Below are 23,925 nucleotides of genomic sequence, written 5' to 3'. Positions count from 1 at the left end.
GCAATTGCGACATAATAATGCATGGAAAGAAAAGGTTTAGCGAGAAAGGAAATGCCCAGACATTCGCCTCGAGCGAATTTCCAAACGGGCTTTTTCCGAACCGGGCCGTTCGATCAGGCGCCGATAAAATGCGCCGGACGCCGCTCGAACACCGAGGCCACGCCCTCGGCATAGTCGGCCGTCGCTCGCAGCGCGACCTGTTCGGCGTGTTCGCGCCGCATCGCCGCGACCGCGGCATCGGCGACACCATCCATCAGCGAGCGACGCACCGCAAGCAGCGCCAGCGGCGCGTTGCCTGCAATCTCGTGCGCCATGGCCAGCCCCTCTTCGGCAACGGTGCCTTCCTCGACAACACGGTCGACCAGGCCCCAGTTCAGCGCCGTGTCACTCTTCACGCGTTCGGACGAGAGCATCATCCACGAGGCGCGCTGCGCGCCCAGCACGCGCGGGAGCGTGTAGGTCAGCGCGAAACCGGGGTGGAAACCGAGCCGCGTGAAATTGGCAGAGAGGCGCGCGGTGGGATCGGCAACGCGAAAGTCGGCGGCCATGGCCAGGCCAAGTCCGGCCCCGATCGCCGCCCCCTGGATGGCCGCGACCATCGGCTTGCGGCGGCGAAACAGCCGTTCGGCCTGGCTGTAAAGCTGGCCGATCGCGGCCATGCCGCTGGTCCCGGCCATGGTTTCGTCCCCTGCCAGATCGGCGCCCGCGCAAAACGAGCGCCCCTTGGCCACCAGCAGCGAACAGCGCAGCTGCGGATCGTTGTCGACCTTGTAGAGCGCCCCGGCGATCTCGCGCAGCAGGGCCGGACAGGCGAAGTTGTGCGGCGGCTTGGACAAGACGATTTTGGCGACATGGCCGTCGCTCTCAAGGGTCACTTCGATGGTCATGCCGCTCTTGTCTCCTGCACCGCGCCGTGGCGCACGCGAGGCATGTTATTCCCGAAAAGCATGGCCTTGTTCAAGCACCCTGCCCGCAAAAATCGCACAAGGCCGCGATCGGACGAGGCCCGCGCGCGCCATGACGGCACGCGCGCGCAGCCCGTGCTCAGTTTTGCGCGCCAAGCCCCCTTCGCGGCGCGCGCAGCAGAACCAGCAGCCCCGCCAGTCCCGCGAGCGAGGTTCCCGCTCCGGCCAGCGCCACCGCCGGATAGCCAAGGCCACTGGCGATCACCGCCCCGCCAAGCGCCGCGCCCAGCGCGTTGCCCAGGTTGAACGCGCCGATATTGACCGAAGTGGCCAGGTTGGGCGCATCGTGCGCGGCGTCCATCACCTGCACCTGAAGCGGCGGAACCAGAGCAAAGCTCGCCACGCCAAAGAGGAAGACGACGAGCGCGGTGGGCACGCGATAGGGCATGACCAGCGCGAACAGGCACAGCACCAGCGCCATCCCGGCCAACGCCAGGATCAGGGTGCGCTGGACCGAACGCTGCGCGTAGCGCCCGCCCAGCCAGTTGCCCACCGTCAGCCCGAGACCATACGTCACCAGCATCGCCGTGACGAAGCCGATCGAGGCCCCGGTCTCAACCTTGAGGATCGGCGCGATATAGGAAAACACGGTGAACATCGCGCTCGACCCGACGACCGTCAGCGCCAGCGCGCCAAGCACCTGCCCGCGCGTCAGCACCTTGAGTTCGGCGAGCGCGTTGCCACCCGCCGCTGGCGGCAGTGCGGGTAGCGCGAGCCGCAACGATGCCATCGTCACCAGCCCCAGCCCGGCGATCACCCAGAACGCCGCCCGCCAGCCCAGCTGCTCGCCCATGAACGTCACCAGCGGCACGCCCACGAGATTGGCGATGGTCAGGCCCATGAACATCGAGGCCACCGCCCCGGCCTTGCGCTCGGGCGCGACGAGGCTGGTGGCCACCACCGAGCCGACGCCGAAGAAGGCCCCGTGGTTGAACGCGGTGATCACCCGCGCGATCATAAGCACCGCATAGCTGCCCGACACCGCCGCGATGAGGTTGCCCGCGGTAAAGATCCCCGCAAGGCCGATCAGCAAGGTGCGCCGGTCCATCCGCCCGGTGGTCAGCGCCATCAGCGGCGCGCCGACCACCACGCCCATCGCGTAGGCGCTGATCAGCACCCCGGCCACCGGGACGCTCACCCCCAGGTCTCCCGCGATGATCGGCAGCAGTCCCATCGGCGCGAATTCGGTCATGCCGATGCCGAACGCACCGACCGCAAGCGCCGCGATGCCCGGATTGAAGCGGCTCATGCCCGTTCTCCGGCGCCCGGCACAGGCGCGATCATCGGCGGGTCGAGCCGGGCAAAGCCCTCCTGCTGGCGATAGGGGGTGTGCGGATAGGGTGGCAAGACGTCGCTGGCGGCATCGAGCCGGGCGACCTGCTCGCCGCTCAGCCGCCAGCCCACGGCGCCCAGATTGTCGCGCAGCTGGCTTTCATTGCGCGCGCCCAGGATCACCGAGGCAACGGTGGGACGGCCGATCAGCCAGTTGATCGCGACCTGCGGCACGCTGCGCCCCACCTGTGCGGCGATATCCTCGAGCGCATCGGTGACCCGGTAAAGCTGCTCCTCGCTCACCGGCGGGGCGAAGGCGGCGGTTTCGTGCAGGCGGCTACCTTCGGGCAGCGGCCGGTCGCGGCCGATCCTGCCGGTCAGGCGCCCCCAGCCAAGCGGGCTCCACACCAGCGCGCCCAGCCCCTGATCGGCCGCGAGCGGCATCAGGTCCCATTCGTAGGCCCGGCCGGTGAGCGCATAGTGGACCTGGTGCGCAACGAGGCGCGGGTAGCCGTACCGATCGGCGATGGCCTGCGCCTTCATGACCTGCCAGCCGGGATAATTGGAGACACCCGCGTAGCGGATCTTGCCGCTGCGCACGAGCAGGTCGAGCGTGCCCATCAGCTCCTCGGCCGGGGTCGAGGCGTCGAAGGCGTGGAGCTGGAGGATGTCGATATGGTCGGTCCCCAGGCGGCTGAGCGCGGCTTCGACCGCGCCGATCAGACGGCTACGGCTCGCCCCCCAGTCGCCCGGCCCATCACCGAGCGGCAAGCCGGTCTTGGTCGATATCAGAACCGCGTTGCGGCGCCCCGCGATAGCCGCGCCGAGCACTTCTTCAGAGGCCCCGTCGGAGTAAACGTCGGCGGTGTCGAACAGATTGGCCCCGGCCTCGAGGCAGATGTCGACGAGCCGACGCGCTTCCTCGCCCCCGGTCTGGCCCCAGGCGCTGAACAAGGGGCCCTTGCCGCCAAACGTGGCGGCTCCAAAGCTCAGTACCGGGACCCGAAGCCCCGACGAACCCAGCTGGCGATATTCCATGATTGAACCTTTCCTGCGAACAGAAGGCAAAGATGGACAAGCCAAGGGCGCCTGATTAGTCCATGCGCGAACCAAGGATATTTGCATTGAACGCAAAACTGGAAGCTGGCCCCGATCGGGCGCGATCGATGGAGCTGTTCAGCGCGGTCGTTGACCTGGGCAGTTTCTCGGCCGCCGCGCGCGCGTTCGGGCTGACACCATCGGCGATCAGCCGGGCGATCGACCGCCTCGAGGCGCGCCTTGGTGTGCGGTTGCTGCTGCGCTCGACCCGCTCGATCACGCTGACCGCCGAAGGACAGGCCTATCTCCAGGCCGCGCGGCGCATCCTGAGCGATCTCGACGACGCCGAACTGCATGTTGCCGATCACGGTGTGCCGCGCGGACGGCTGCGCGTCTCGGCTGCCCTGTCGCATGGCCGGTTATGCGTGGTCCCCCTGCTCGGCGAATTCGTCCGGCTCTACCCGCAGGTTCTCGTCGATATTTCGCTGAGCGACGGACTGGTCGACATCGCCGGCGGACAGGCCGATGTCGCAATCCGCTTCGGCCCGCTGGCCGACAGCACGCTGACCGTGCGCAAACTGGGCGAGACGCGCCGCGTGGTGGTCGCCTCGCCGGCCTATCTTGCGCGGCGCGGCACACCGCTGGCCCCGGAGGACCTGCACGAACACGATTGCCTGAATTTCAGCTTCCGGCGCGCCGAACCGGTCTGGCCGTTCCGCCGCGAAGGCCACGACTTCGCGCTCAGCGTGACCGGCCCGGTCGAGGCCAACAACGGCGAGACGCTGGCCGAACTCGCGATGCAGGGGGTGGGCATAACCCGCGTCGGGCTGTTCAGCGTGGCCGGGGCCATCGCCGAAGGACGCCTCGTCCCCCTGCTCGAGGCCTACAATCCGGGCGACGTCGAGCAGATCCACGCGATCTTCGTGGGCGGCAGCAACCTGCCCGCCCGACTGCGCGTGTTCATCGATTTTCTGGCGCAGCGGCTGGGCTGAACGTGCCGTGGCAAGCCTGCCCGCCGGTTTCAGCGATCGTTGGACGGGTAGGATGGACGTCCGGTAATCCGTTCGGCGGTCATCGCCAGATCCTTGCGCCACATGTCGAGGATGCTGCGCTCGATCGAGGAAATCTCGGTATCCTTGCGCACGAACTCGGAGACGCGGTCCACGAATTCATGCACGTTCAGGTTGCCGCTCTTGGCCAGCATTTCGACCAGCAGGTTCCAGAAATGCCCGTTGATATTGAGAATGGCTCGCTCAATGTCGATTTCGATTTCGGAATTGTCAGCCATAGTAACGAACCAATTACCTTCCACTTTCCCCATCGGGCGAGCGAATCCCAATTCGCGTCGCCCGGCCCCTCATGCTTCTGTATATGAAGGGAAATTCTCAGTCGATTGAACTCTTTTCCAAGACGGGGACAAAACCCCGTTTCGTCTCACCCGCCCGGTCGGTTCCGACCACGGGCCGGGCCGGAGTACGGAATGACCCGGCCTTCCGGCAGACAGGACGAAGAGCCTGACCAGGATCGCTTCGAAACGAAGCCTCCTGAACGAAACGGTGCAAGTCCCCCCGCACCGCCTGTCGGGCGCCCCATGGAGGAGCGATCGCCGTTCGACAACCGCGCAAGTCGAAAAATCGACTCACGCCACGCCCGAATAAGGCACACCCATGGTCCTGCCCCTAAAAAAGGGGTGACCGGCGCGGCGTCTCCCAAATGGTGGAGCTGAAAGCCGCCCGACACCGGTCACCCGCTCCTCGTCCGTATCGGGACGGATCCCCGAACGAGGGGCAGTTTGGTCAGTCTGAACGTTCCGCACTCCAGACCGACCTGGGTCATCGTGTTATCCAGGGGACGACCGCGTCAGCGATCCTGTTGGGTGTGTCCCCTCCCGTCGAGCACCGGGCTCTTCGAGTTGGTAATCCTGCCTGCCCTGCGCGCGGGCAGGCGCCTTATCGCAAGGCCCGACCGCAAAGACCGCCGACCGGCAAGCCACCGGCAAACGGCACAACGCGGGACGGACGGCGGAATCACTCGGCCTCGGCAGCGATAAAACGATCCCGCCGTCCCTGCCGAGCCCTCTATCACGGTCTCGCGCAACCGCTTGTAAAACGTTGTAACGCAGCTCAAATCTCGGCTAAATCATGCTAGGCGCAAAACATGGCCCGGCCTTGTCCGGTAATGGACAGGCAGATTACCTCCGGGCCCAAGTCAGGGGTTTGCATGAAGTTAGCCGTTGTCGACGATGACCCGGACCTGGCATCCTATATTCAGGAAGCGATGCGCGAGTTCGGTCATAGCTGCGACATTTTTCCAACCGGAGCCAAGCTTCTTGCCGCCCGGCGCCGCGACACGTACGATCTGCTGCTGCTCGACTGGGATCTGCCCGACGTTACCGGGCTTGCTATCCTGGGTCAGATCCGCTCCGACCCGTCCGACCAGACCGCGATCATCATGCTCACCAACCAGTCGGACAAGGACGCCATAACCCAGGCGCTGCGCGAAGGCGCGGACGACTACATCGTCAAGCCCGAAACCGCGCCGGTCATCGCCGCGCGCATCGAGGCGGTCCTGCGCCGCACCCAACAGGGGCCGTCCAAGGCCCGCTTCGTCGATTTCGGTGACTACCGCTTCGACCGGCTCAACGAGGACGTGTCGATCGCAGGCCAGGCGGTCACTCTCAACAGCAAGGAATTCGCGCTGGCTGTCCTGCTGTTCGAGAACATGCACCGCCCCCTCTCGCGCAGCTACATCCTCGAGGCGGTGTGGCACGCCGATCCCCATCTGCCGACCCGCACGCTCGACATGCATGTCTCGCGGCTGCGCACGAAATTGGGCCTGCGCCCCGAAAACGGCTATCGCATCGCGGCCATTGCGGGATACGGGTATCGCATGGAACAATTCCTCGAAGGAGACCCCGCGTGATCGCGCTCGCGCTCACCGCCGCCGCGGCGACGACCCCGGCGACGTCAGGCGGTGCGGCAAAGACGATCGCGCCCGCCGCGCCGGATGCGCCGATCCATTACACCGTAAAGCCCGGCGACACGCTCTCGCAGCTGGCCCGGCTCTACCTCGCGCCCGGACACGACTGGCGCGACCTGCAACGCCTCTGGCACGTTGCCAACCCGCGCCGCCTGCCCGCGCGGCGCGTCTTCACCATCCCGCGCCCCTGGCTGCGCTGGACCCCGGCGAGTGCACAAGTCGCCAGCGTGCGTGGCAGCGTGGTCTTTCGCGCCGCCGGGGCCACCCTGCCCTCGACCAACGGCACCGTGCTGCGCGAGGGCGCGCAGGTCACCACTGCGGCGAACAGTTACACCACGCTCGTCCTCACCAACGGCTCGCGCGTTGCGCTGCCCTCCAACAGCGACGTGACGATCCTGCGCCTGCGCACCTACACGCTGGGCCGCACCATCGACTATCGCTTTGGCCTTGGTCGCGGTACGCTCGACACCAAGGACACCCCGCTCGCCAATCCCGACAGCGGCTTCATCATCCGCACCCTGCTCTCGCTGACCGCCGTGCGCGGCACCGAATACGCCGTCTCGCTTTCGCCCGACGCGACGCAGGGCGGCACCGCAGTGTTCGAAGGAACCGTCGCCGTCTCGGCCCCCGATGGCAGCGCGACGAACCGCGTCCCCGAAGGCTTCGGCGCGGTCTCGCAGGCTGGCGCAGCGCCAGTCCGGCTGGCGCTGCTCGGCGCGCCTGACCTCACCGATCCGGGCCGTGCGCAGATCGACGATCAGGTCTCCTTCGACATCGCCCCGCTGCCCGGCGCAAGCGCCTACCGCGTCCAGCTCGCCAACGATGCCGGCTTCGTCGACACCTTCCTCGAACAGGACCAGGCCTCCCCCCACTTCGTCTTCGACACGATCGAGAACGGGCGCAAGTACATCCGCGTTTCGGCGATCGGGCCGGGCGAACTGGCCGGGATGCGCCAGAGCTATTCGTTCGTACGCCACCTCGCCTCGGTCCACGCCGAGGCCGAGGCGACCGACGATGGCTACCTGTTCCGCTGGTTCGGCAATGGCGAAGGCGCCCGCCACTACCGCCTCCAGATCTACCGCGACACGCTCGAAAGCACGCCGGTAGTCGACGAAGTCGGCCTGGAGACGAGCGAGGCGACCATCCGCGATCTGCCCGCCGGGGTCTATCTGTGGCGCGTCGGCCTCACCCAGACCGACGCCGATGGCACGTTCGAGAACTGGACCAGCCCCGAAAAGCTGACCATCGCCGACCAGAGCCGGTAGCCCGTGCGCGCGCGGCTGCTGCTGGAGTGGGTGCTGGTCACGCTGCTGACCTGCGCGGGCGTGGCCGCGCTGATCCACGAGAAAGGCACCGAACGGCTCGACAACGTCCTCTACGACAGCCTGCTGGGCCTGGCCGCACCGCCACCCTCGGATCGCATCGTGCTCGTCACGATCGACGATGAAAGCGTGGCCCGGCTCGGCCGCTGGCCCTGGCCGCGCGCGGTCCATGCCCGTGTCCTGGAAAGCCTTGCCCACGCGCACGCCGCCGCCGTCGCCTACGACATCCTGTTCACGGAAACCGCCCGTCCCGACGAGGACCAGGCGCTTGCAAGGGCCCTGCGTGATGCGGGCAACGTCGCCCTGCCCATGCTGTTCGAGGCGCCGGGCCGCAACGGCCGCACGATCGACGTGACACGGCCTATCCCCCTCGTCGCCTCCGCCGCGCGCAGCCTGGGCCAGGTCGCGCTCTTTCCCGACAGCGACGGCACGGCCCGTTCGGTCCCGCTTTCCCTGCGGGTCGACGGCCACCTCTGGCCCCACCTGATGGAAGAGACCTACCGCATTGCTGAGGGCCACCCCTCGCCGCTCTACACCCGCCACGCCGCGCAAGGCACGTTTCTGGCCACGATCCCCTTCCCGCCAACCAGCGGACACTTTCGCACGCTCTCCTTTGCCAGCGTGCTGACGGGCGAGGTTCCGCCCGAATTCCTCGACGGGCAGATCGTGCTGGTCGGCGTCACGGCAAGCGGGCTGGGGGACCGGTTCACGGTTCCCTCGCGCGCCGGGGGGATCATCAGCGGGATCGAACTTCAGGCCAATGTCCTCAACGCGCTGCTCAACCAGCGCCTGATCGCGACACCCGGACCCGCGCTGCACATCCTGCTTTCGCTTCTGCCGGTGCTGGGGCTGATGCTCGGCTTCTGGTGGCTGCGTCCGGCAAAGGCGCTGACCGTCTCGCTGGCGATGGTCGCGCTGGTGCTGGCTGTGCCCGCCGCGCTGCTGGTCTTCGCGCATGTCTGGCTGGCGCCGAGCGCGGCGCTGACCGGCCTCCTCGTCGCCTACCCGCTGTGGGGCTGGCGCCGGCTCCAGGCAATCGACGCGCAGATCGCCGAAGAGCTCGACGCCTTCGCGCGCGAGGACAGCCCGCTCCCGCTCGCCGATCCGGCCTGGCCCCTGCACGACCGGGTCGGCGGGCAGGCGACCCGGCTGCGCCAGGCCATCGCCAACATGCGCGACTTGCGCCAGCTTGTCTCGGACACGATCGAGAGCGTCGATGATGCAATCCTCGTCACCGACAGCGCGGGCACGACGAGCCTTACCAACGCCGCCGCGCGCACGATGCTGGCGCGCGCGAGCGGCGATGCCGCGCAGTCACCAGACACCACGCTGCCCCCGACAGCCCGGCTTGCCGCCACCGACCTCGTCGCGCTGTCGGGCGGCGAAGTGGTCGACACTGATGGCCTGCGCGAGCTGCGCCTGCCCGACGATACGGTCTATTCGCTACGCGCCTTTCCCTTGCGCGATCACACCGGGGTCGAGCGCGGGACGATCACCCATCTGGTCGACATCACCGCCATCCGCAGAGCCCAGCGCGACCGGCAGGAAGCGCTCGAATTCCTCAGCCACGACATGCGCTCGCCGCAAAGCTCGATCATCACCCTGCTCGAGCGCCAGCGCGAGACGATCGGCGATCCGGCACTGGCCGCCCGGATCGCCGGTCTCGCGCGCAAGACGCTCGACCTGGCGGACGATTTCGTCCAGCTCGCCCGCCTCTCCAGCGCCCCGTTCGCGCCCGAGGAGATCGATCTGGTCGCGGTGCTTACCGAAGCGGTCGACGAAGTCTGGCCCCGCTCCTCGCGCCAGGGCGTGCACGTAACGATCGCAGCGCCCGAAGAGGGGCTCTACATCGCCGGCGAACATGGCGCGCTGGCCCGCGCTCTGGTCAACCTGCTCGACAACGCGATCCGCTTCAGCCCCGCAGAGGCGACCATCGCCTGCCGGGTCGAGTGCACCGGGCCGGACAGCGTCACCTGCTCGATCGAGGATGAAGGTCCAGGCATTCCCGAGGAACGCCGACGCAACCTCTTCGCGCGTTTCGGCTACCGCTCGCAAGGGGCCAAGGGCTCGGTTTCGGCGGGTCTGGGCCTTGCCTTCGTGGCGACGGTCGTCACCCGCCACGGCGGCGCGATAACCTGCGAGCCCCGCCTGCCGACGGGCACCCGCTTTGCAATTCAGCTGCCCGCCATCGTGTGACCATCGTACATGTGACCATCGCGCGTCTGACCATCGCGCGCGGAAAGCACCGCCGAGGTCGCCAGTTTCGACAGCACCTGCGCCTCATCGGCCTTGCAGCGGCCGAGCGTCGCCCCGCCGCGTGACAGGATCGCCCCGCTCGCCCGGTCGACGAAGGCGAGCGTGAGGACATGGGCCTGCTTGGTGCAAAAGCTCACCGTGCGCCGGGCCGCGGGTGACAGCGTCACCGTCTGTGGCGGGCTGGCGGGCAGGCTCGCGGGCGCGCTGGAGGCGTCGTCGATGATCGTCTCCGGCGCGCCCGAGGGCTGCCCCTGCGGCCCACGGACCGACAGCGCCTTGCGGCGCACCGCGTAGCCCACTTCGACCCGCAGACGCGCATCGGCGCTTTCCTGAAAGCCATAGCGCACGAGCACGTTGCGCACCGCATCCTGCGGCGCGCCCGTACCCACCATGGCGAACGTGCGCTGATCGGGAGCGGGCCAGGCCGTGCTGGACGCCTGCCCGAAGCGCAGCGGCTCGCCAGCACATCCCGCGCAGCCGACAACCGCAGCACACGCAACAAAAAGCGAAGACAACTTCATGAAATCGGGTCGACTTTCCACCGGCACAAGCAATGTTTCAGTATAGATCACAGGGCCCGTGAGGTACAAGCAATTCTCCTTAGCGACAGGCATGCGGCCGTCGCCCCGTCTCTTTCTTCAGGGGCGAGGCCGTCGCCCCGCGATGCGCAGGTGGCGTCCCAGAGGGGATACATCGACGGCGTGGCGCGCCCCCGCCTGCCGGGCAAAGGCCGCAAGCAGGCCCTCGCCCTCCCCCGCGCGCGGGTCGGCGCTGAAACCCGGCCCATCGTCCTTGATCGACAGCGCCCAGGCATTGGGTGTCGCCACCAGCGCGATCAGGATCGTGCCCGCGCGCCCTTGCGTCCCGAAGGCGTATTTGGCGCAATTGAGCAGCGCCTCGTTGAGATAGAGCCCCACCCCCAAGGCAACGCCCGGTTCGAGCCGGACGTCGGCGAAATCGGTGACGACGTCGACCCGGTCCGACAGCCCGGCCCGCGCCAGCCGATCGCAGATTTCGACGAGGTAAGGCCGCATCGCCAGGCCCGAGGAGAGGTGCCGCAACCGGGCGTGAGGGCTGTAGAGCCCGGCAAATATCTGCAACCGGTCGAGCGCGTCCTCGATCACATCTGCGGGATTGGACGCAGGATTGGTCGCAGCCCGCCTTCGGTCGATCTCGAGCAGGCTCGCCGCGAGCGCGAAATCGTTCTTGGCCCGATGCTCGACCTCGCGCACCAGCGTCTGCTGCCAGGCCACGTCCTCGCGCGCCGCGTCGAGCCGCGCCTGCATCACCCGCTGCCCCGCTTCGGCGATGACGAGGACAAGAACGCCCGGCACCACGTCCCGCAGCGCAAACACCGCATCGCGCGCCCGAGGCGGTCCGACGAACCCCTGGGAGGCGCCAAAGCCTTGCGGCCAGATCCCCCCGATCCACTGCGCCGCAGCGAACACCGCCAAGAACGCCAGACCGCCCGGCCAGCGCCCAAGCAGACTGGCCAGCAACAGGAACGGCACGAACAGATCGCCCGGATTGAGCGCGGGCATCGCGCCCGACACCGCCCGCCCCGACACAAACGCGATTGCCCCCAGCCCTATTCCCACTTGCACCTGCGTCAACCACAGGGGCTGATGCCCCCGCAACCAGTGGCACCCCATCCGCAACGAACCGGCAGCCCGCTGCGGCCAGGGCGCCTCTCCCGATCGGGCCGGACCACGGGTCCCGAAGGCTCCCCGGCTCCGCTCGATATAGTCCAATGGCTCCAATTTTCACCTTCAACGCTTTGTGCTACCCGAGCCGGTATTAGCATGAGCGCTCCCGCACTGGCGCGGGACCAAACGGTAAATTAATGTAAAACCAATGATTTACTTTTGATATATAGGTAATTTTTCGAAATGGCGAACGCTAGACGTGCAGGGTTTGACTGATGCGCGCCGGAGATCGGGCCGCCAGGCTGCGTCGACAAATCTGGCGATGATCGGAACGAAAGAATTGGGTGGTGAGCGGGCGGTCCACTAGCCGCCCACCCCGCTGCGCCTAGGTTCGCTACGCTCTCCAAGTCTCACTGCCCCTCCCATGTGCGGGGGGGCATATTGGGGTTGCCCTCCCGCAAGTGGTTCGATTCTGACATTTGCAGACCCACCCCAGCCATGCCTGCCCCACTGGCGTCGAGCGCCAGTTTGCCAATACCGCCAAGGGGCACAAGGCGCTGATCGCCTGGCTGCGACGATGGCCGATCGAACGGATCGCCTATTAAGCAACGGGCACCTATCATCGCGCACCGGAGGCAGCGCTGACCAACTGGCCCTGCCTGAAGCTGAACCCTGAACGGGCCCCTCGCGCGACAGTCGGGCCAATGGAAAGGCAAAAGCTTCCTCCGGGGCGGCCGCGCCAACGTGAGGGAGGCTCTCTATATGCCGGCCCTCGTCGCCGCCCGATACAACCCTGACCTCAAAACCAAGTACCAACAACTCGTCGCCGCAGGAAAGCCCGGCAAAAGCGCGATTACTGCCGTCATGCGAAAGCTCATCGTCACCGCAAACGCGCTGCTCAAAGCGGACAGATGCTGGGCACAATCTCTGGCTTGACCATCACGGATACTCTAGGGAGCGGCGGCATCGTCCTCCTCGAAGCGCTGGCGGAACAGGTCGAACGGTTCGTTGGCCGGGTTCGCCTCGCGAAACTTGCGGCGCCCCTCGTCCTTGAGATAGTCGGCGTAGAGCATCGTTGTGGTGCCGATGCGGCGCACCGAAAGCACCGTGTCCATCTGTTCCATGAACACGCCCAGCTTCTCGATCGGGGCACAGGCGAAGACCTGCAGGTTGAACTCGCGCAGCAGTCCCAGACAGCTGTTGACGTTGCCCCCGTCGAGCGCGTTGAACGCCTCGTCGAACAGGATGATGCCCAGCCCCATGCGCTCGCGATCGTCTTCCGTGCCGTGGCACACGTTGGCCATGGCGCAGGCCATCGCGATATAGAACGGCACCTGTTTCTCGCCGCCCGACCCGCTACCCTGCCGCTTGGCGTAGTCCGACGTCACCCGTTCGCCATCAAGCGTGGTGGTGAGCAGTTCGAACTGCAGGTAGTTGCGGTAGTCGCTGATCTGCTCGACGTTCTCGCCCTCGTCGATCATCCGCTTGAGCCGCTCGACCCCCTTCATCAGGCTGGGCGCGATGCCGTTCGCGTTCTCGTCGAACAGCGTGCTCACATCGATGCTGTTGAGCTGAACCAGTCGCGCGATCTCGACGATCTCGGCGAAGAAGCGGTCGGGCTTGACCTCGAAGCGGTACAGCTCGCCGTGGAACGGGCGCAGCTGGAGGCTGCGATTGAGGTTGCGGATCTGGCGCTTGGCGCCCTCGATCCGGTCGTGCAGCTTGACCAGCATGTCGGTCTTGAGCGAGGTCTCGATCGAACCGCGCGCCTGCTCGGCCTGATCGCGGTAGTCGCCCAGCGTGTTGGTGACGATCGACCCCATCTGCGTCTCGAGCCAGGCGAGCTGATCGGCGGGGGCCGCGTCCTTGTCGAACTGCGCGGTGATGCCGGCATCGTGGGCGTAGGCATAGGCCTTCTGCGGCGCTTGCCCTAGCAGCTGGTTGGCGCGCGTACGGGCCTTGGCGGCCTGATCCTGCGCGGCGTTGCGCAGCGCGGGCAGGACCCGGGCGTGCTCGTCCAGCATCAGCGCATAGTCGCGCATGGCTTCCTCGCGCAGGCGTGCGCCCAGCTTGTCACGCGCATCGAACTCGGCTTCGGCGCGCTCCAGTTCGGTGCGCGCGATGGCCAGCTTTTCGTCCATGCCGCCGACCAGATGCCCGGCGACGCGCTGCGCCTTCTCGTCGGCTTCGAGTTCTTCCTCGTAGCCCGCCAGATCGGCCTTGAGCGCCACGAGACGCTCACGGATCTCGACCGGGCGTTCGCCTTCGAGCGTGCGGATATTGTCACGGATCTGCTCGACGCTTTCGGCCGCGCCCTGACGCGCGCGCTCCAGTTCGGCGAGGCTTGCACCCACGCCCGCCTCGAGGAACCGCTGGACATCGCCCAGCACGCCCTTGAGCGCGCCGGCGCGGGCTTCAGCGCTCACCAGCGCCTCCTCCTGCTGGACCAGCGTCGCCTCGATCACCTGACGGTTCTTGTGGCTCGCTTCCTTGCCGAGGCGATGGACCTGCGCCGGGCGGCGGTTCTCGATCGACCCGCCCGAGGAGAACAGGCAATCGGGGGTGACCGCACGGTCGTGCTGCAGCAATTCCTGCTCGGTCTCGACCCGGCGCACCGAGCCGAGGCGGCGGTTGACGAAGGCGCGCGCGTGGGGATCGTCGGTCGCCAGGACCGCAGCCAGACTGCCCGGCGACGCCGCAGAAGCGTGCTCGCGCGTCTTGGTGGTGTTGACGATCTGCGTGCCGGGAAAATCGCGGCGCTGCTGGCGCAGCAGGGCAATGGCCTGCTGCGCATCGGCCGGATCGACCACCAGCGCGTCGCGCGCTGCGCCAAGCAGCGTTTCGGCGGCCTCGACCCAGCGCGGGTCGGTCACGTCGACCAGTTCGCAGATCGGGCGCGCGGCGATGCCATTGTCGTCGAGATAGGCGATGAGGCGCGCGGTCGGCCCCTCGATCAGCGCGCCGCCGCGTTCGAGCCCGGCCAGCCGTTCGCGGTTTTCGCGAAGGCTCGCGCGCAGCGCGGCCATCTCGGCAAACTGCCCCTCGCGAGCGTCCTGCGCCCCCGCAACATAGCGTTCAAGCACGGGAACCAGATCGGCAACGACCTGATCGATGTCGCGGGTGGACAGCGCCGTGCCATCCCCCACGCGGGCCTTGAGCCCTTCGAGCGCCAGCCGCGCTTCCTTGCCCGGCCCGGCCGCATCAAGCCGCTCGGCCAGCCCGGCCACCGCCGCGATCGCGGCGAAATGGCCCTGATAGTCCTTGTCCGCCTCGGCAAAGGCCCGCTCGGCGATCGGCAGGTTGAGCTCGCGAAACTCGCGGATCGCCTGCTCGCGCGTGTCGTTCTTGAGCGCGCGGGAGATCTCCTGGATCTCCTCGCGCAGCCGCGCCACGGTCTCGCGCGTGCGCACCAGGCGGCGCTCGGCCAGGTCCTGCTCGGCGAGTTTGCTGTCATGCTGCATACGCACCGCGCGCACATGCTCGGCCAGCCGCTCACGCTCGGCCTTGCCCGCAACCCAGCGCATGCGGGTTTCCTCGCCCAGCTTGTCGTCCAGTTCGCGATAGGCCGCGATGGCCTCGCCGACCTGGCGCTTTTGCACTTCGAGGTCATCGATCTTCTTGAGCAGCCCGCGCCAGGTGGCGACCGACTTGCGCAAGCCCTCGACGTCGAGCCCGGCGGGATCGAGCAGGAACTCGCGCACGAATTCGCTCGCCGATTTCATCTCGCGGATGCGCAGACCGTTGCGCAGCGTCTTGAGGAACTTTTCCGGGTCGGCGTGGTGGCCCCTGCCGCCCAGCACGGTCAGCACGCGGCGGGTGAAATGGGTCGGGCGATGACCGAAATTCTCGAACCCCTCGTGCTTGCGCAGGCGCGCCACCAGCTCGCCATAGGGCAGCACATAGGAGCCGCCGTCGGTCTCCTCGATGAAGTCACGGTCGGTGAGCGACTGGCCCGGCGCGATGAAGGCGCCAAGCACGTCCTCGCCCTGCTCGCCCTCGACCGCGCTCATGCCGATGCCCACCGTCCAGCACATGCCGTCGTGCTCGCGCTCGAACACCAGGCTGACGTAGCTCAGGCAATTGCTGCGCAGCGTCTCGCCCGCGACGCGGCCCAGGCAATAGTCGAACACCGAGCGGTTCTCGCCCACCTTGCGGGTCTGCCCGGCGGTGACGTTGGCGCTGGCGTTGAGCTGGAAGTAGTTCTTGTTGTTGCCGGTCAGCACGACCTGGATCGCATCGAGGATCGAGGACTTGCCCGCGCCGTTGGGGCCGATCAGCGACGTACTGCCGCGCAGATCGAACGAGAGACGCTCGAAGGTATACCAGTTGATGAGATTGATACGGCTGAGCGTAATCACGATGCGGCCTCCTGGGTCTCGCGCGGGTCGTCGGTGGCGCCCTGTTCGGGAGGGGCGGCCTGTTCCTCGGCTGCGGCGCTCCGCTCGCTCTCGGCCTTTTCGCGCGAGGCGGCGATCCATTCCTCGACACGGGTCTGCCAGGCCTCGCCGGTCACGCTGCGGATCGAGGGGCGGATGGTGATCGCCACCCCGTTCTCAAGCGGAATGTCCTCGCCCAGGTCGATGAACCTGCGGCGGCGGAAACTTTCGAGGATGCGGCGCACACGCGGCCATGGCGGACGGGTCCGCGCAACCCACTGGTCATAGCGTTCGAGCATTTCCATCGAGGTCGTCGCGACATGGCCGAATTCCTCCTGGCTCATCGCCAGAACGCCCTGCTCGAAACTGGCGCGCAGCGCGAGCAGAAGGATCGTCTCGTCAAGCGAGAGCACGGTGCGCGCCAGGCTCTCCTGCGGGCGCAGCTCGATCATCATCTCATCGGGGCGGATGACCAGATCGCGGCCCAGCGCATCGAACAGCCCGGCGAAGTAGACCCGGTGGCGCACCACCAGATCATAGATCGCGCCCGCGTTGTGATCGTCGCGGAACAGGCACTGCTGGAACAGCAGGCGATCGGCCGCGCGCACCATCATCTCCTTGGTGAGATCGCGGTTGGCGGGGCGCTCGAGCAGTTCCTCGAGATCGTAGAGAGTGGGGCCGGTCATGCTTGGGTGCTCGGGACTGAGGGGGAAAGACGTTCGATGCGAAAGGCGGTGAAGGCGGACCAGTCGGTCTCGACGATGCGGCCCGGTTCGTGGACGACGCGATAGCGCCGGGCGAGGTCCTTGTTGCCGACCATGTCGAGCTGGCGCGCGCCCTGCAGCAAAAGCGCCTCCTCCGGGCTGGTGATGCGAAACGCGCCCGCGTCGAGCCGGTCGCGCTCGCCCAGATTGCTCTCGATATAGGCGGCGATCTTCTGCGGGGTCACCGCGAGCTGGAGCAGGTAGCGCTTTTGCGAATGGTCGTAGGCAACAAGTGCGGGATCGACGCGCACCGTGCGCACCGGACTGGGCGGCGCGACGACGCGGCGCGCGGCCGGACTGGCCAGGTTGTCCGGCCCCCAGTGGCGCACCGGATCGGCCAGTTCGGAGGCGACCTCGAGCGCATCGTCCCACGCGGCGGGCAGCGCGGCAACGTCGCGCAACAGGTGGGTGATGCGCACCAGGCTCGAGGCGTCGACCTCGTTCATGTAGCTGACCGTGCGCGCGATGCGCTGCTCGAGCCGGCTGCGGAAGGCGTCGATATCGTCGAGCCGTTCCTCGGCGGCATCGAAGATGCGCTTCACCTGCGTCAGGTGGTGACGCACGCGCGAAATCGCGATCTCGGGGTTCGAAGCCAGTCCCTGCGCCACGTAGCCTTGCGCGAAGGCCGAAACGGTCGCGGGGTCGTGCTCGTAGTCCGAGATCATCTGGATGATCCGGTTGCGGTGGCGGAACGGATTGTTCGTGGTCTTGATGACGCGGTAGTCGGCGATCAGCACGTCCTCGACGAAATCGAAGAAGCGCGCCAGGATGCGGGTGGGCTGCGGGTCGGAGACGATGCGTTGTTCGTGGACGCGCAAGTTGCCGATGATCGCCGAGAGGTGCTGCTGGAAGCGCCGCGCGCGCAGCGCCGCATCGGCGAGCGAGGAGGCCTTGTCGAACGGGTTCTCACCCAGCCGCTCGATCACGCTTTCGAGCGCGGCGATGGTGCCCCCGAAATGGACCGCCTCCCCCTCTTCGATGGCGCTGAGCGTTTCGAGCAGCATCGAGACCGAAGCGTCGAGATCGACCATCTCGACATAGCCGCGCGTATGCTCGACCAGCCAGCCCGCCTGGCGCAGCTTGACGTAGACGTTGAGCGGGTTCTGGCTGGCATCGGCGTTGGCGGCCTCGGCGGCGAAATCGTCGACGATGTCGTCAAGTCGGTCGATCTGGGTCGCAATGAAAGCGACGAGATCGTCCTTGCGCACCGGGTTGGCGTAGTTCTCGCCAAAGAAGGCGCGGTAGATCCACAGGATGAGGCGCGCGTAATCGCGCCGCGCGGGCGAGGCGAGCACGGCGAAGAGACTGGGCGGCAAGTGCCCGAACAGGGCATCGCGCTTGCCCGGCTGCCGATTTCCCTCGCTGTGGCTATGCATCGCGGTCCCATGGTTGCACCCGCTGCGCAGAATCGGCGCACGGACGATAAAAAGGGAGCGGCTCATAGAAAGGGGGCATCCGGCCCGCAACCACGCGGGTCCGGCTTGTTAACACCTGCGTAGCACGCGTGCGGCCAGACGTTCCTCCAGCAGGAACGGGCGCGATGATAGCCCGTCAGTGAAGGGCGCTGCCCGGCGGCGCGTTCACGGCGGCAAAGCCGCGCGCCTCGCTGCGATCACAGGCCTGTAAGAGACGCACGCGCAAGGCCAGGGCCTCGAGCGTCATCGCCCGGTCGAGCACGATACCGCTGCGCGCGCCTTCGACCCGGCGCACCGTTCCGCTAAGGTCCGGCCCGACCCGATCGCACAGCCCCTCACCCACCAGCCGCACGCGTTGGCCGGGCGTGAGCCAGATCGGCGAACGCACTCCCGCCCCCTCGCGCGAGAGGTCGAGCAGGACCGCCGGCACCGCACAGCCCGCCGTGACGAGCCGGACCGGGCAGCCCAGATCGAGCCGGATACCCCGGCGCGCGAAAGGCGCGCGGTCGGCGAGAAAGCCGGCGACATCGAGCGGGCACACGAAGGCGAAGCGGGCCTGGCGCCCATCGTGTGCGATCCGGGTGATAGCGTGGCGCTGGCCATTGACCGTCTCCAACTCCATGCGCGGTTCGAAGCGGTGATCGTGCAGCGTGCGCAAATGCACCGCGTGCGGCGATAGGCGCGAGAGAATACAGGGCGCCTCGCCTGCCGTTCCGCGCAGCTTGGCGATCCGGCACACGATCCGCCCCGCCTCCTCCTTGCCCGCAGGATGGGCATCCGCGCGCACCGCGCTGTCGCAAGTCGTCATCGCACCGGTCCTTTGTTGTCCTGCTGCGGCCCGTGCCTTCCGGCGCCTCTCCGGGGAGCCGGTGACCGACGGGCCCGCCAAAGGCCCGCCGGTCAGAACGGGGCGGCCATCAGGAACAACCGCCCACGGGTACAGCGTCTGTCGATCGCACCGTCGCGCCGATCCTCGCCCGGACCTGCGCGACCGCAGAACGCCACCCTGCCCGCCACGCGCCGCAGGGTCGATCCGGGAAATACCCGGTATTTTACCTTAGAAAGACGTTGCAATGCATTGTAACTTCAAACGAAATCGCCACGCGACAGAGCCACCAGCTGCGCCAGCCCCCGCGCGCCACTCTTGGCCATGATCGCCGCGCGGTGGTCCTCCACCGTGCGCGCGGAGATCGCCAGACGATCGGCCACTTCCTTGTTGCTGAAACCCTGCACGAGCAAGTCGAACACCTCGCGCTCGCGGCGCGAGAAGACACCCAGCGCCTCGGCCCGGCGCCGTTCGCGGCGCGACCAGGCCTGCCCCTCGCACACCGCCTCGAACAGGCGTTGCTCGTCTAGCGGCTTCTCGAGATAGTCGAGCCCGCCATAACGACGCACCGCGTCAACCGCATGGGCGGTGGTCGGCCAGGCGGTCATGAACACCAGCGCGACGCACGGATCGCACGCGCGCAGCGCTTGGGCGAAGGCAAAACCGTCCATCGCCCCCATCTGCACATCGCTGACGATGCAGTGCAGCGCCCCCGCGCCAACGCGTGCCAGCAGCGCCTGGGGGCTGGTGAAGGCCTCGGCCGGAACGCCCCGCCGCGCAAGCAGGCGCGCCACGGCGCCGGCCAGATCACCGTCATCGTCGAGCACCGCCACGCCGGGGGCCGGGACCGGCACGCCGCTCATGCCCCGCCCTCCACCAGCGGCAGGACGATCGCCGCCCGTACCCGGTCCGCCCCGCGTTCGAATTCGAGTGCGCCCCCATGCGCTTCGACAATGCTGCGCACGATCATCAGGCCAACGCCCATGCCTGGATCGCCAGCCGTTCGGTCGCCGGGGGCTGCCGCCCCGGACCGCTGTGCGGGCGCGACCGGGTTCAACACCGCGATGACGACTTGCGCGCGCCGCCGCTCCACCGTGATCGCCACGCGGCCCGTCCCGGCCGCATTCAAGGCGTTGCGCAGCAGATTGAGCAGAGCCTGCGCCAGTTCGATTTCCTGGCCGTGCACCATGAGATCCGCGCCAACCGAAGACTGCGTAATCGTCGCGCCCCGCGCCGCGGCTTCCTGAGCGATCATCTGACCCGCCATGGCGACCAGCATGGCCACCGGCAGCACCGAGGGCTCGTCCGCGTCGCGCCCGCCGAAACGGCGCAGACGGCGCACCAGCTCGGACAGGGCCTGCGCCTTGCGGTCGATCAGCGCCGCGCTCGCGGCGATGCCCAGCCCCTGCGCCTCGGCCTCGCGGCTGAGGTGCGCGGCCTCGATCGCCAGGGTCGAAAGCGGCTGGCTGATTTCGTGAATGACCGCCACCGACATCGCGCGCAGGGTCTTGAGCCGTTCCGCCTGAAACAGCAGGCGGTTACGCTTTTCCAGCGCCGCGCGTGCGGCCGCCTGCGCGTCGGCGAAACACCCGGCAAGCCAGGTCACGATCACCACCCCGGCCAGCCCCAGATGCAGCTCGAGCCGCGGCCCGCCATCGAGCTCGACCGCCGAATAGGGCAGGAACAGCAGGAGATCGGCGAGGATCGCCAGCCAGGCGAACCCGCGCCCGTGGCGCAGCCCCACCCACGCTCCGCCCAGCATCGCGGGCGTTGCCTGCACGCCCAGCCCGCCGTTCCACAAGACCAGCGTCACCGCCAGGCAAGCCGCCATGACCAGCGCGTCGAGCAGGACCGAGCGCAGCGCGGGAAAGACCGGCGCGGGCAGCGCCCGCCCCTCCAACGCCTGCGCCAGCCAGAGCAGGGGCGGCGCCAGAACGAGAATGCCCAGCAGATCGCCCACGACCATCCCGGTGAGCGACAACAGATGCGAAATCACCATGCCTGCAGCCACGCCCGAAGCCGTCGTCGTGCGCGGCAAGGCCGCCTCGAGCGGCACGAGCAGCAGACCGCTGAGCAAGGGCGCGGCCAGCGCCGCCAGGCCCAGCGGCATGGGCGGGAGAAGCAGCTTGCGCTCACCGCGTCGACACAAGGCTTCGACCCCGCCGATCGCCGCGGCCATCGCCACTCCGGGCCGCATCACGCCCAGCGCATCGTGAAGCACATCGGGCCCTGTCACCGGAACCGCTCCGGTCAGCCAGTCCGTGGCCAGTTCGGTCACGATCAGCGCCGGAGCCACGCGCACGCCCTTGTGCCACAGCATCGCAAAGCGCAGTCCGGCGGCGGGATACCACAAGGAGAAGTACCCGCTGCCGCCCCAGGGCCTGGCCATCCAGTGGAGCGCGGCAAAACCGGCCGCATAGGCCGCCAGCCACCCGGCAAGGCCCGCCATCCGCGCCAGCCGATCCCGCACCCCGCCGCCGTTCACCGCAGCGCCGCCATCGTTTCGGGAAACACCGCCCCCAATTCCCAAAGCACCCAAATATTTCGCCCGCATCCAACGGGTTATACCTTCGAACGGACAGATGGGTATCCGGAAAATACACGGATGGCCCCATTCTCCCGCCCCCCCCTTTCCGACAGTTTCCCCCGCGATCCGCGCCCTTGCCCCGGTTCAGCCTCGCGCGGCGATCGCCTGCGCGCCCGATCTCTTCCAAAGCGCGGATCTTGCAGCCCCCCCTTCCAAAATTTTGCAATCATTACAAAACATGTCGTGGCTTGACGCCCGTGTGGCGGAAATCTAATTGCCCTGCATATTGCAAATGACTCGCATTTGCATGTATTCGCATTAGCATATAGGGCCATATCGGCTTTCTTGGGGGCACCAATGAAGATCTCGACCCAACCGCACGGCCGCCGGTCAGCGCGCCGCACAAGCCTGTCGCTCTGCGCGCTGGCCTGCGCGCTCAGCGCGACCACCGCCATCGCCGACGAGGCGCACGACGCCGACACGAATTCCACCACGCGCAACCGCACGCAGGAGATCATCGTCACCGGGTCCTACACCAGCGACGATGCGCTCGCATCGGGCACTGGCCTCGGGCTCACCATCGCGCAGACCCCCCAGTCGGTCACGGTCATCACCACCCAGCGCATCGAGGACCAGGGCCTCCACACGCTGACCGACGTGGTCAACAACGCGGCCGGTATTTCCGCGCAGGCCTACGACAGTTCGCGCAACGGCTTTTCCGCGCGCGGCTTCACCATCAGCGATTACCAGGTCGATGGTATTCCGGTGCAGTGGGACATTGGCTTCAGCGCCGGCGAATCGCTGCTCGACCTCGCCATCTACGACCATGTCGAGATCGTGCGCGGCGCGACCGGGCTGATGACCGGCGCGGGCAATCCCTCGGCCTCGATCAATCTCATCCGCAAGCACGCGACCAGCAGGGAGCTGACCGGTTCGGTCTCGGGCTCCTATGGCAGCTGGAACCGCTGGTCGCTGACGGGCGATCTGTCCACGCCGGTCACGTCCAATGGCGCGGTTCGCGCCCGCGTGGTGGCACGCTACGCGCAAGGCGACAGCTTCGTCGATTACCTGCACAACAAGACCGGCGTGCTCTACGGGGTCGTCGATGCGGACCTGTCTCCCACCACCCTGATCTCGATCGGCGCCTCGTTCCAGAAGAACGATCCGAGCGGCAGCCAATGGGGCGGGCTGCCCGTCTGGTATTCGGATGGCACGCGCACGAACTGGCGTCGTTCGAAGACCACGGCGGCAAAGTGGGCGTCCTGGCAATCGACCAACACCACCCAGTTTCTCAATCTCACGCAGCAGCTCGGCGCGAACTGGACCATCCGGGGCTATGTCAACCACACCCAGAACAAGGGCAAGCTGCGCCTGCTCTACTTGTCGGGAACGGTCGATCGCGATACCGGGGAAGGCCTCTCGCCGCTGGCTTCGCGCTACCAGAGCAAGGCCGACCAGATCGACGCCGGTCTGCGGCTCAACGGCACGTTCGCCCTCCTTGGCCGCGAGCACGAACTGACCCTTGGCGCCAGCTACGCAAGGCAGGACTTCGACTACTACAGCTTCGCCAAGGGCACGGTCGCGAGCGTGGGCGATTTCTTCGAATGGGATGGCTCGTTCGCGGAGCCCGAGTGGGGCGCGCGCTCGCAGGTCGTCGACCGCACGACCAAGCAGTGGGGCTACTACGCCGCCACCCGCCTTTCGCTTGCGGACCCGATCCATGTCGTGCTGGGCGCGCGCCTTTCCTCGTGGACCCGCAAAGGCAGCTACTATGGCAGCACCCAGGACTACGGCGATCATGACCGCCTGCTGCCCTACGCCGGCGTTCTCTACGACATCGTGCCCGGACACACGCTCTATGCAAGCTATACCAAGATCTTCAACCCGCAGAACTACCAGGACCTGAACGGCGATTTCCTGCCGCCTGTGACCGGGGTCAACTACGAAGCCGGGCTCAAGAGCCGCTTCTTCGCAGGCGCGCTGACGACCTCGCTCGCGGTGTTCCGCATCGAGCAGGACAATCTGGGTCAGGTCGACCCCGACAATATCGTGCCCGGCACCACCAACCAGGCCTATACCGCCGCCCAGGGCGCGCACAGCAAGGGCTTCGAGATCGAAGCCAACGGCCGCATCCTGCCCGGCTGGGAGGTGAGCGCGAGCTACACCGGCTTCAAGGCGCGCGATGCCGATGGGTCGCGGATCAACACCCTGAGCCCGCAGCGCCTCGCGCGCCTGTTCACCACGTACACCTTCCAGGACGGGCTCGACGGCCTCGCCGTGGGCGGCGGCGTCAGCTGGCAAGGCTTCACCTACACCGACGCCACCAATCCGGTGACGAGCGAGACCGAGCGGCTGGGCAACCCGGCCTATGCGCTGGTCAATCTCATGGCCCGCTACCGCCTGGACAACGGCCTTTCGGCGCAAGTCAACGTCGCCAACCTGTTCGACAAGACCTACTATTCGCAGATCGGCTTTTACAGCCAGTACGCCTATGGTGAGCCGCGCAGCGTGACCGTGACCCTGCGTTACGGGTTCTGAC

19 protein-coding genes and 1 pseudogene are annotated in these 23,925 nt (G+C 67.4%); 8 read left to right on the top strand and 12 right to left on the bottom strand.

Annotation, left to right across the window (positions count from 1 at the left end; genetic code table 11):
• Positions 1–113: 113 nt before the first annotated feature.
• From MTR62_RS07740 to MTR62_RS07730, 3 genes are all read right to left on the bottom strand, one after another.
• The gene (locus tag MTR62_RS07740; protein ID WP_244018660.1) at positions 114–887 is read right to left on the bottom strand and encodes an enoyl-CoA hydratase/isomerase family protein; all 774 of its coding nucleotides are present in this window, start codon (positions 885–887) and stop codon (positions 114–116) included.
• A 157-nt stretch (positions 888–1,044) separates the two neighbouring features.
• Entirely contained in the window at positions 1,045–2,214 is a 1,170-nt protein-coding gene (locus MTR62_RS07735) for an MFS transporter (protein WP_244018658.1), read from the bottom strand.
• Positions 2,211–3,275 (bottom strand): aldo/keto reductase, encoded by a 1,065-nt coding sequence (locus tag MTR62_RS07730; RefSeq protein WP_244018656.1) that lies wholly within the window; start codon positions 3,273–3,275, stop codon positions 2,211–2,213. The genes MTR62_RS07735 and MTR62_RS07730 overlap by 4 nt, the downstream gene beginning before the upstream one ends.
• 62 nt (positions 3,276–3,337) lie before the next feature.
• Between MTR62_RS07730 and MTR62_RS07725 the strand changes: the two genes are divergently transcribed.
• Entirely contained in the window at positions 3,338–4,267 is a 930-nt protein-coding gene (locus MTR62_RS07725) for a LysR family transcriptional regulator (protein ID WP_407672640.1), read from the top strand.
• Between the two features lie 29 nt (positions 4,268–4,296).
• On the opposite strand, the gene MTR62_RS07720 is transcribed toward MTR62_RS07725, so the two are convergent.
• Complete coding sequence (locus MTR62_RS07720) at positions 4,297–4,563, bottom strand: hypothetical protein (RefSeq protein ID WP_244018652.1); 267 nt, start codon at positions 4,561–4,563, stop codon at positions 4,297–4,299.
• 932 nt (positions 4,564–5,495) lie between these two features.
• Here MTR62_RS07720 and MTR62_RS07715 point away from each other — a divergent pair.
• Genes MTR62_RS07715 through MTR62_RS07705 form a run of 3 tightly spaced genes read left to right on the top strand, consistent with a single transcriptional unit; the run spans position 5,496 to position 9,772 of the window.
• Positions 5,496–6,197, top strand: a complete 702-nt coding sequence (locus tag MTR62_RS07715; RefSeq protein ID WP_244018650.1) for a response regulator transcription factor — start codon at positions 5,496–5,498, stop codon at positions 6,195–6,197.
• Positions 6,194–7,519, top strand: a complete 1,326-nt coding sequence (locus MTR62_RS07710; RefSeq protein ID WP_244018648.1) for a FecR domain-containing protein — start codon at positions 6,194–6,196, stop codon at positions 7,517–7,519. The genes MTR62_RS07715 and MTR62_RS07710 overlap by 4 nt, the downstream gene beginning before the upstream one ends.
• A 3-nt stretch (positions 7,520–7,522) precedes the next feature.
• Entirely contained in the window at positions 7,523–9,772 is a 2,250-nt protein-coding gene (locus MTR62_RS07705) for a CHASE2 and HATPase_c domain-containing protein (RefSeq protein ID WP_244018646.1), read from the top strand.
• Here MTR62_RS07705 and MTR62_RS07700 read toward each other — a convergent pair.
• Positions 9,751–10,353: a hypothetical protein gene (locus MTR62_RS07700; RefSeq protein WP_244018644.1), complete on the bottom strand. Its 603-nt coding sequence runs from the start codon at positions 10,351–10,353 to the stop codon at positions 9,751–9,753. The genes MTR62_RS07705 and MTR62_RS07700 overlap by 22 nt on opposite strands.
• 117 nt (positions 10,354–10,470) lie before the next feature.
• A complete protein-coding gene (locus MTR62_RS07695) occupies positions 10,471–11,373 on the bottom strand; it encodes a sensor histidine kinase (RefSeq protein WP_244018642.1) in 903 nt (300 codons plus the stop codon).
• A gap of 584 nt (positions 11,374–11,957) precedes the next feature.
• Between MTR62_RS07695 and MTR62_RS21325 the strand changes: the two genes are divergently transcribed.
• From MTR62_RS21325 to MTR62_RS07690, 3 genes and pseudogenes are all read left to right on the top strand, one after another.
• Positions 11,958–12,083, top strand: a complete 126-nt coding sequence (locus MTR62_RS21325) for a hypothetical protein (RefSeq protein WP_268739717.1) — start codon at positions 11,958–11,960, stop codon at positions 12,081–12,083.
• A gap of 67 nt (positions 12,084–12,150) precedes the next feature.
• Positions 12,151–12,234: pseudogene (locus tag MTR62_RS21600) on the top strand (hypothetical protein); the annotation flags it as partial.
• A 6-nt stretch (positions 12,235–12,240) separates the two neighbouring features.
• Positions 12,241–12,414, top strand: a complete 174-nt coding sequence (locus tag MTR62_RS07690; RefSeq protein ID WP_407672639.1) for a hypothetical protein — start codon at positions 12,241–12,243, stop codon at positions 12,412–12,414.
• Between the two features lie 14 nt (positions 12,415–12,428).
• On the opposite strand, the gene MTR62_RS21455 is transcribed toward MTR62_RS07690, so the two are convergent.
• The 6 genes from MTR62_RS21455 to MTR62_RS21450 all read right to left on the bottom strand — a co-directional run bounded on the left by MTR62_RS21455 (position 12,429) and on the right by MTR62_RS21450 (position 21,344).
• The gene (locus MTR62_RS21455; RefSeq protein WP_244018639.1) at positions 12,429–15,836 is read right to left on the bottom strand and encodes an SbcC/MukB-like Walker B domain-containing protein; all 3,408 of its coding nucleotides are present in this window, start codon (positions 15,834–15,836) and stop codon (positions 12,429–12,431) included.
• A complete protein-coding gene (locus MTR62_RS07680; protein ID WP_244018637.1) occupies positions 15,833–16,540 on the bottom strand; it encodes a DUF4194 domain-containing protein in 708 nt (235 codons plus the stop codon). Before MTR62_RS07680 ends, MTR62_RS21455 begins: the two co-directional genes overlap by 4 nt.
• Positions 16,537–17,994 carry a Wadjet anti-phage system protein JetA family protein gene (locus MTR62_RS07675; RefSeq protein ID WP_244018635.1) on the bottom strand — a complete coding sequence of 486 codons (1,458 nt, stop codon included), beginning with the start codon at positions 17,992–17,994 and terminating at the stop codon, positions 16,537–16,539. The genes MTR62_RS07680 and MTR62_RS07675 overlap by 4 nt, the downstream gene beginning before the upstream one ends.
• A 175-nt stretch (positions 17,995–18,169) precedes the next feature.
• Positions 18,170–18,841 carry a PilZ domain-containing protein gene (locus tag MTR62_RS07670; protein WP_244018633.1) on the bottom strand — a complete coding sequence of 224 codons (672 nt, stop codon included), beginning with the start codon at positions 18,839–18,841 and terminating at the stop codon, positions 18,170–18,172.
• A gap of 278 nt (positions 18,842–19,119) precedes the next feature.
• Entirely contained in the window at positions 19,120–19,722 is a 603-nt protein-coding gene (locus tag MTR62_RS07665; RefSeq protein WP_244018631.1) for a response regulator transcription factor, read from the bottom strand.
• Positions 19,719–21,344, bottom strand: coding sequence for an ATP-binding protein (locus MTR62_RS21450; protein ID WP_244018629.1), 1,626 nt, complete (start codon positions 21,342–21,344; stop codon positions 19,719–19,721). The genes MTR62_RS07665 and MTR62_RS21450 overlap by 4 nt, the downstream gene beginning before the upstream one ends.
• 399 nt (positions 21,345–21,743) lie before the next feature.
• On the opposite strand from MTR62_RS21450, the gene MTR62_RS07655 reads away from it, so the two are divergent.
• Positions 21,744–23,924, top strand: coding sequence for a TonB-dependent siderophore receptor (locus MTR62_RS07655; RefSeq protein ID WP_244018627.1), 2,181 nt, complete (start codon positions 21,744–21,746; stop codon positions 23,922–23,924).
• Position 23,925 lies beyond the last annotated feature (1 nt).

The organism is Novosphingobium organovorum (assembly GCF_022832435.1).
Classification (GTDB): Bacteria; Pseudomonadota; Alphaproteobacteria; order Sphingomonadales; family Sphingomonadaceae; genus Novosphingobium; species Novosphingobium organovorum.
This window is presented reverse-complemented; position numbering and strand designations above follow the sequence as displayed.

Excerpts from the sequence above, each read along its gene's own strand:
- MTR62_RS07670 (WP_244018633.1), bottom strand. The coding sequence starts at position 18,841 with ATGACGACTTGCGACAGCGCGGTGCGCGCGGATGCCCATCCTGCGGGC.
- MTR62_RS07720 (WP_244018652.1), bottom strand. The coding sequence starts at position 4,563 with ATGGCTGACAATTCCGAAATCGAAATCGACATTGAGCGAGCCATTCTC.
- MTR62_RS07675 (WP_244018635.1), bottom strand. The coding sequence starts at position 17,994 with ATGCATAGCCACAGCGAGGGAAATCGGCAGCCGGGCAAGCGCGATGCC.
- MTR62_RS07735 (WP_244018658.1), bottom strand. The coding sequence starts at position 2,214 with ATGAGCCGCTTCAATCCGGGCATCGCGGCGCTTGCGGTCGGTGCGTTC.
- MTR62_RS07725 (WP_407672640.1), top strand. The coding sequence starts at position 3,338 with ATGCGCGAACCAAGGATATTTGCATTGAACGCAAAACTGGAAGCTGGC.
- MTR62_RS07680 (WP_244018637.1), bottom strand. The coding sequence starts at position 16,540 with ATGACCGGCCCCACTCTCTACGATCTCGAGGAACTGCTCGAGCGCCCC.
- MTR62_RS07690 (WP_407672639.1), top strand. The coding sequence starts at position 12,241 with ATGCCGGCCCTCGTCGCCGCCCGATACAACCCTGACCTCAAAACCAAG.
- MTR62_RS07665 (WP_244018631.1), bottom strand. The coding sequence starts at position 19,722 with ATGAGCGGCGTGCCGGTCCCGGCCCCCGGCGTGGCGGTGCTCGACGAT.
- MTR62_RS07715 (WP_244018650.1), top strand. The coding sequence starts at position 5,496 with ATGAAGTTAGCCGTTGTCGACGATGACCCGGACCTGGCATCCTATATT.
- MTR62_RS07695 (WP_244018642.1), bottom strand. The coding sequence starts at position 11,373 with ATGCCCGCGCTCAATCCGGGCGATCTGTTCGTGCCGTTCCTGTTGCTG.
- MTR62_RS07740 (WP_244018660.1), bottom strand. The coding sequence starts at position 887 with ATGACCATCGAAGTGACCCTTGAGAGCGACGGCCATGTCGCCAAAATC.
- MTR62_RS07700 (WP_244018644.1), bottom strand. The coding sequence starts at position 10,353 with ATGAAGTTGTCTTCGCTTTTTGTTGCGTGTGCTGCGGTTGTCGGCTGC.
- MTR62_RS07655 (WP_244018627.1), top strand. The coding sequence starts at position 21,744 with ATGAAGATCTCGACCCAACCGCACGGCCGCCGGTCAGCGCGCCGCACA.
- MTR62_RS07730 (WP_244018656.1), bottom strand. The coding sequence starts at position 3,275 with ATGGAATATCGCCAGCTGGGTTCGTCGGGGCTTCGGGTCCCGGTACTG.